Below are 5,374 nucleotides of genomic sequence, written 5' to 3' on the forward strand. Positions count from 1 at the left end.
ACCAACCCACCACCCCCCTCGACCTCCTCGGCGAGTGGTCAGACCTCCTCGGCGAGGGGTGAACCCCCGGACGCCCGCTTACCGTTCGCAACGCTCCTCCCGGATCCGGGGACCGCTGTGCGCGCGGCATCGGTCCTCCGGCGGAAACCACGGCGACGCATCCAGAGAATCGGCGGTGAGGCAACCGTCGAATGCCACACAATGCCGCCGATGCTGTGGTCGGTGTGCTGCGTTTCGCGTTACCGTGTGCCGCATGCCGTCGGCGGGTCTGGCCTGGCAGACACTCTCCGATCCGGGCGCGCTCGCCCTGGTCGATTCCGAGTCCAACCGGGCCGCCGCGCTGGCCCGGCCGCACCCCGCGGACCTGCCCATGGTCCAGATCGTCGACCTCGAACGTCTCGTCTGCGGTTGGCTGGCTCCGGCCAGCCGCCCGCAGTCCGAGCGGCACCTCCGTGAGCAGATGATCGTCGATCCGCTGCACACCCTGCGCGGGATGTGCTGGCTCATGGCGATGTGGGTCGTCGCGATACATCTCCGGACGGGACGACAGCCGACCGCCGTCGTCGCCGGCCTGGCGTTCCCGGGGATCTGGCGAGGACCGGAGGCCCCGAAAAGCGCCCAGCTCTGGGAGGACCTCGCCGGGCGGATTCGGCTCGGCGTCCTCGCCGCTCTCACCAGCGACGTGGCGACCGACGAACAGTTTCGCGAGGCACTGCGCCATCCCGCCGACATCACGTCGATTCTGGTGCATTACGCCCTGCTCATGATGGCGGGCCTGCACCGGCAAATGCTCGACAACGGCGTGGACCCGAAGGAGATGGCGGGCACGTTGGCGCTCTACACCGTAGACCCGCAGGAACGGGCCACCGCCTGCTTCCGCCCGCTGACCTGATCAGCGGCCGTCACCCCCGGGCTGCGCCTTGCGGGTCGGCGAGGGACGCGGGCCACGAGTCGCGGCGGCCGAACGCGCCGCGGAACCGAGGCGTAGCGACGGTGCGGCACGCAGGGACGCCGGGCTCGGCACAGGCGACGCCGCGGAGAGGACGGGAACGGCCGAGGCTGCGGGAACGGCCGAGGCGGCGGGACCCCCCGGAACCGCGGGGATGGCTTGGTCGGCGGCATCGATGTAGACGACGCGAGTACTCCCGCCGTGCCCGTGGATGGCGAGTAGCGTCTCCATTGTCGGATAGATCCCGATGGAATCGTGTTCGGAGTCCCACCACAGCACGCAGGTGCCGTCTGGGGCCTGCGCCCCGAACGCGACCGCACCCGTCCCGGAGACGCCGGAGACATCGACGTCACGCTCCAGCTGAAACCGCCGCACCTGGCGAGCGGACATCGCCACGACCTCCTCACGGGGTACCGTACTGTACCCGTAGGCATCGCCCGTGATCCGGCTGGCGCAGCCGACTCAGCGCCATCGCCGACCTCGCGCCTCGCAACCAGCGAGGCGTCGCGGCTCGGCCGGATCGACCGGCCGATGCTACCTCTCAGGCGGACTTTGGCCGGTTGGCCCACGGTAGCCGGCAATGTCGGGGTGAGTCATCCATATGCCGTCGTGGCAGCGCAAGGGTGATCCCACCACGCGGTAGCTCGCGGGTGGACCGATGTGCCCGCGCGCGGAGACACCGTCGGAGCGTGATGGTCACATGGCCCGACGCACGGTCACCGCGGAGGCGGGCCGGTCCGCCGGCGGTCCGAGATAGCGGTCATAGCCGGTCTCATTCCGTAGTCGACGGGCCAGGAACGCGACCGTGTAACGGACCGTGAGTCGATGGGCCTCGGTGACGTCGATCACCGCTGAGACGTCATGCAGCCGGTCCGCGGCCAGGGCCAACAGGGACGCCTGCCGCCCGGAGGCCGCGTCGAGCATCGTGTCACCGGGATGATCGGGGGCCGCGACGACGAAACCGTGGCTGGCGAGCGCCTCCATCAGGTATGCCGCCTGCACCCGGCTCCCCACTCTGCCTTGGGAGAACACCACGAACGCGAAGGTGCCCGCGGCCGGCGGGGCGTCCGTCACGGCCACCGCCGAGTCGAACCCGATGTCGCCGACGAGCAGATAGTGGGCGAGCCGGAGCCGGTCGGCGGGCGCGGCGGTCAACGGCGGGGGACGCGGCGCCGGGAGCTCGATCGTTGCGGATGGTCCGGGCGGTACGGGTCGCGGGCGGGCGGGCCGCCACGCGGGGTACCACAACGAGGTGACCAGCACCCCTCCGGAACCCTACCCCGCCCTGGCGACCGGGCTGCCGCGGCGCGCGTACGCCTCGTCCAACAGCTCGGCGATCTCCTCTACACAACCGCCACAGCCCGTCCCGGCATCACATCGCTCGCCGACGGCGTCAACGTCGCAGGCACCCGACGCGATCACATTGCGTAGCATCCGGTCGGACACCGCGAAGCATGAACAGACGAGCACCGCACCTCACCACGCCCGAGACAGCCAGCACGCGGACGGCCAAGCGGCAGTTCGCGACCCTGTCGATCTGTCGATGATCCTTCGACCCCGTGGGGCAGTCGACCCTACGGAGCAGCCTTAGCTAAGGCTTCCCTAAGCAGAGGGTGCCATGGGCCACCGGCCGCAGGCAAGACGGTCGCGCATCCGCGACATCACCGTGACACTGGGCCGGAAATCGGCCGGACTGCAGATCGACCGGATCAGCCGGGATCGGGCTCGCCCAGAATCAGCGATCGGGCCACGGGACGATCTCGACCCGACGGTTGGCCGCCCGTCCCCGGGGCGTGGCGTTGTCGGCCTCCGGCCACCGGGAACCGAACCCGGCGACGCGCATGAGGTCGGGACGTACGCCCCGGTCCGTCAGGTAGTCGGCAGTCACCCGGGCCCGGTCCAGAGACAACGCCTGATTGAGGGTCGCCGGCCCGAAGGCGTCGGTGTGGCCGCCGACCAGGACCACGACCCGGCCGGCGCGCAGCGCCGCCGCCACCCGGTCAAGCCAAAGGCGGGCCGGCGGGCTCAGTGTCGCTGCGCCGACCGGGAACGTCACGTTCCGACCGTCGAGGGCAGCGCGTAGGGCCGCGAGGGCCCCGGCGTCGGAGGTGGGCTTCGCCGCCGGGGCGGCAGGCTTCTCTCCCGGGACGACAAGCCGGTTGTCCAGGGTGGCATCAGGAACGGTGGTACCAGCCGCCGCCAGCACCTGGGCGCCGAGGCGCCGCCTCGTGGCCTCGTCCGGGGCGCTGCCGGCCACCGCCACGGTCGTCCCGGAGACTGTGACCGAGTGGTTCCCGGGGAAACCGCGCAGCGCCGCCGCGACGGCGGCCACCGCCTCCACCGGCGGCTCCGCCATGGCCGGGTCGACCCGGACCTCGCCGGTCACCGACCCGCCGCTCGCGTCCGCCACGGCGGCGAGCAACACGGCACGGCTCGCCCGGTCGGGCACGGTCGCCGTGATCGACAGTCCTCGGCCGGCCACGGCGAGCACCAGGGGGCGCGCGGGTTCGGTCGCGATGACCACGTCGTCACCGAGACGCGCGGAGGTCGTGCCGGCGACCGCGGCCGAGGCCCGCGCCTGTTCGGCGGCGGCGGCACTCGGGAAACGACCGGTGACGACCGCATCACGCCCCTCGACGTGAACCTGGGCGTGCCCGCCGCCGGTGGACCGGACCGCCGCGGTCGCCCGGGCGGAAAGATCATCTTCGATGGGACCGCGGCGCAGGGCGAACGCGACAAGAGCAAGCAGCAACCACGCCAGCACGAGTGCGATGGCGAAGGCGACCGGGCGCGGGCGTTGCAGACGCACGGCCGTGGACAGGGACATCGATCGGACTCCGAGCAGGATCGGACCGGACGCGGGATCTTCGAGGTGGCGCTGATCGTCGGGACAGGGCCGATCTTCGAGGTGTTGGGGAGGGGGTGCCGCAAGGTCGGACGCGGCCGGGAAAACCGCTTTCCCGCAACTTTCGCACATCGGTCCCAGAAGTAACGCATCGGGGCGAAAGATGCACCCACCTGGGGAGCCGCACCAGGCCGACACGGTCGGATCGGCATCGGCCACCCACCGCGATCAGTTCGCGTGCACTCCGTCGGCTCGCGCCACCGGCGTGACCCGCACCGCCATGCTGGAGGTGGCCGGCGGGGCGGGCGGAGGCGCCGGGGAAGGCGGGCGGGGTGCCAGGGAAGACGGCGGCGGAGACGGCGGTGGCACGGACACCGGTGCCAGTGCGTTCGGCGCAAGCGGCGATCCGACTTCCGGCACGGCCGGCTGCCCGGCGGCGCTCCCCACGAAACCGACCCGGGACCGCCACCCGGCGACGAGCGCAACCGCACCGGCGGCGACGCCCAGGACCGCCCATCCGGCGACGGCGTCCAAGAGATAGTGGTTCGACGTCGACATGACGACGAACAGGGTCGCCGCCGGATAGAGCGCGCCGAGCACCCGGAGCAGCGGTCGGCGCCCGAAGCGCACCAGCAGGAAACCGCACCACAACGACCATGCGCAGTGCAGCGACGGGAGCGCGGCGTACTGGTTCGTCAGTCCCTCCAGGCCGTTCGGGGCGGCGCTCGCGCTACCGCTCCACCATCCCCAGCCCTCGAAGTGGGACATGGTGTCGACATAGGACGTGCCGGTGAGCAACCGGGGCGGGGCGGTCGGGAACAGGAAGAACCCGACCAGGCAGATCAGAGTGGTGATCACCAGCGTCCAGCGGACCTGAGCGTACCGGGGGGAGTGCCGACGATGCATCCACACCAGCAGAGCCGGCGTCACGACGAAGTGCAGCGTCGCGTAGTAGTAACAACAGAGGATCGCCAACACCGGTACACTCTGCAACCAGCGGTTGAGCCCGAGCTCGGGATCGAGGTGCAGGAAGGTCTCCAGGCGCAGGAGATCGTGGCCCATCCGCATCGCCTCGCCGGTGGAGGCGTCGGCCACGGCGCGGGTGCCGGTGTAGGAGTAGTACAGGATCACCAGCATCAGCACCTCGACCCACCAGACCGGCAGGCCGGTGGTCTGGTTGCGCAAGCGCCTCACTATGCACTTCTCGAACGTCGCACCCGCGCGCCTCTACGCCCTCGGGCAGGACCGCACGCGCGAACAGACCGGCGCACCAACCGTCGCGACGGGCCGGAGCGTCTCGACAGCTCGCTCTCCATACCCTTACTCAACAGCATGAGCCGTTCGCAACCGTCACGGGCCGATCCGTCGTTTACGACGCTTCCCCCGGGCGGAAATTCGCCGCCTGCTCGCCCGCCCGGCTCCTCCCCCTGACCGGCTGTCCCCGCCCCGCGCCACTCCGCCGCCCCGCGCCACTCCGCCGCCCCGCGCCATCCCGCCACCAACGCCATCCCGCCACCGCGGTGGGAGCGGCCGAGGGCGCATATTGACGACGCCCGGCACCGAGCTGGTCGGGCCGGGCG

At 71.4% G+C, this 5,374-nt stretch carries 6 protein-coding genes; 1 reads left to right on the forward strand and 5 read right to left on the reverse strand.

The features are described from left to right. Positions 1-253 precede the first annotated feature (253 nt). Positions 254-892, forward strand: a complete 639-nt coding sequence (locus AC08OT_RS16420; protein WP_476594620.1) for a hypothetical protein — start codon at positions 254-256, stop codon at positions 890-892. Here AC08OT_RS16420 and AC08OT_RS16425 read toward each other — a convergent pair whose 3' ends face one another. The 5 genes from AC08OT_RS16425 to AC08OT_RS16445 all read right to left on the reverse strand — a co-directional run bounded on the left by AC08OT_RS16425 (position 893) and on the right by AC08OT_RS16445 (position 4,988). Next, complete coding sequence (locus AC08OT_RS16425) at positions 893-1,339, reverse strand: hypothetical protein (protein WP_476594621.1); 447 nt, start codon at positions 1,337-1,339, stop codon at positions 893-895. It lies immediately after the preceding gene. Between the two features lie 306 nt (positions 1,340-1,645). Then, positions 1,646-2,104, reverse strand: coding sequence for an alpha/beta hydrolase (locus AC08OT_RS16430; protein ID WP_476603002.1), 459 nt, complete (start codon positions 2,102-2,104; stop codon positions 1,646-1,648). A 120-nt stretch (positions 2,105-2,224) separates the two neighbouring features. Next, entirely contained in the window at positions 2,225-2,419 is a 195-nt protein-coding gene (locus AC08OT_RS16435) for a (2Fe-2S)-binding protein (RefSeq protein ID WP_462189201.1), read from the reverse strand. Between the two features lie 265 nt (positions 2,420-2,684). Next, positions 2,685-3,776, reverse strand: a complete 1,092-nt coding sequence (locus AC08OT_RS16440; RefSeq protein ID WP_476594623.1) for an OmpA family protein — start codon at positions 3,774-3,776, stop codon at positions 2,685-2,687. Between the two features lie 246 nt (positions 3,777-4,022). Further along, positions 4,023-4,988: a phosphatase PAP2 family protein gene (locus tag AC08OT_RS16445; RefSeq protein ID WP_476603003.1), complete on the reverse strand. Its 966-nt coding sequence runs from the start codon at positions 4,986-4,988 to the stop codon at positions 4,023-4,025. Positions 4,989-5,374: the final 386 nt, after the last annotated feature.

This window comes from Frankia sp. CgJB1 (genome assembly GCF_977947065.1).

Excerpts from the sequence above, each read along its gene's own strand:
- AC08OT_RS16420 (WP_476594620.1), top strand. The coding sequence starts at position 254 with ATGCCGTCGGCGGGTCTGGCCTGGCAGACACTCTCCGATCCGGGCGCG.
- AC08OT_RS16425 (WP_476594621.1), bottom strand. The coding sequence starts at position 1,339 with ATGTCCGCTCGCCAGGTGCGGCGGTTTCAGCTGGAGCGTGACGTCGAT.
- AC08OT_RS16440 (WP_476594623.1), bottom strand. The coding sequence starts at position 3,776 with ATGTCCCTGTCCACGGCCGTGCGTCTGCAACGCCCGCGCCCGGTCGCC.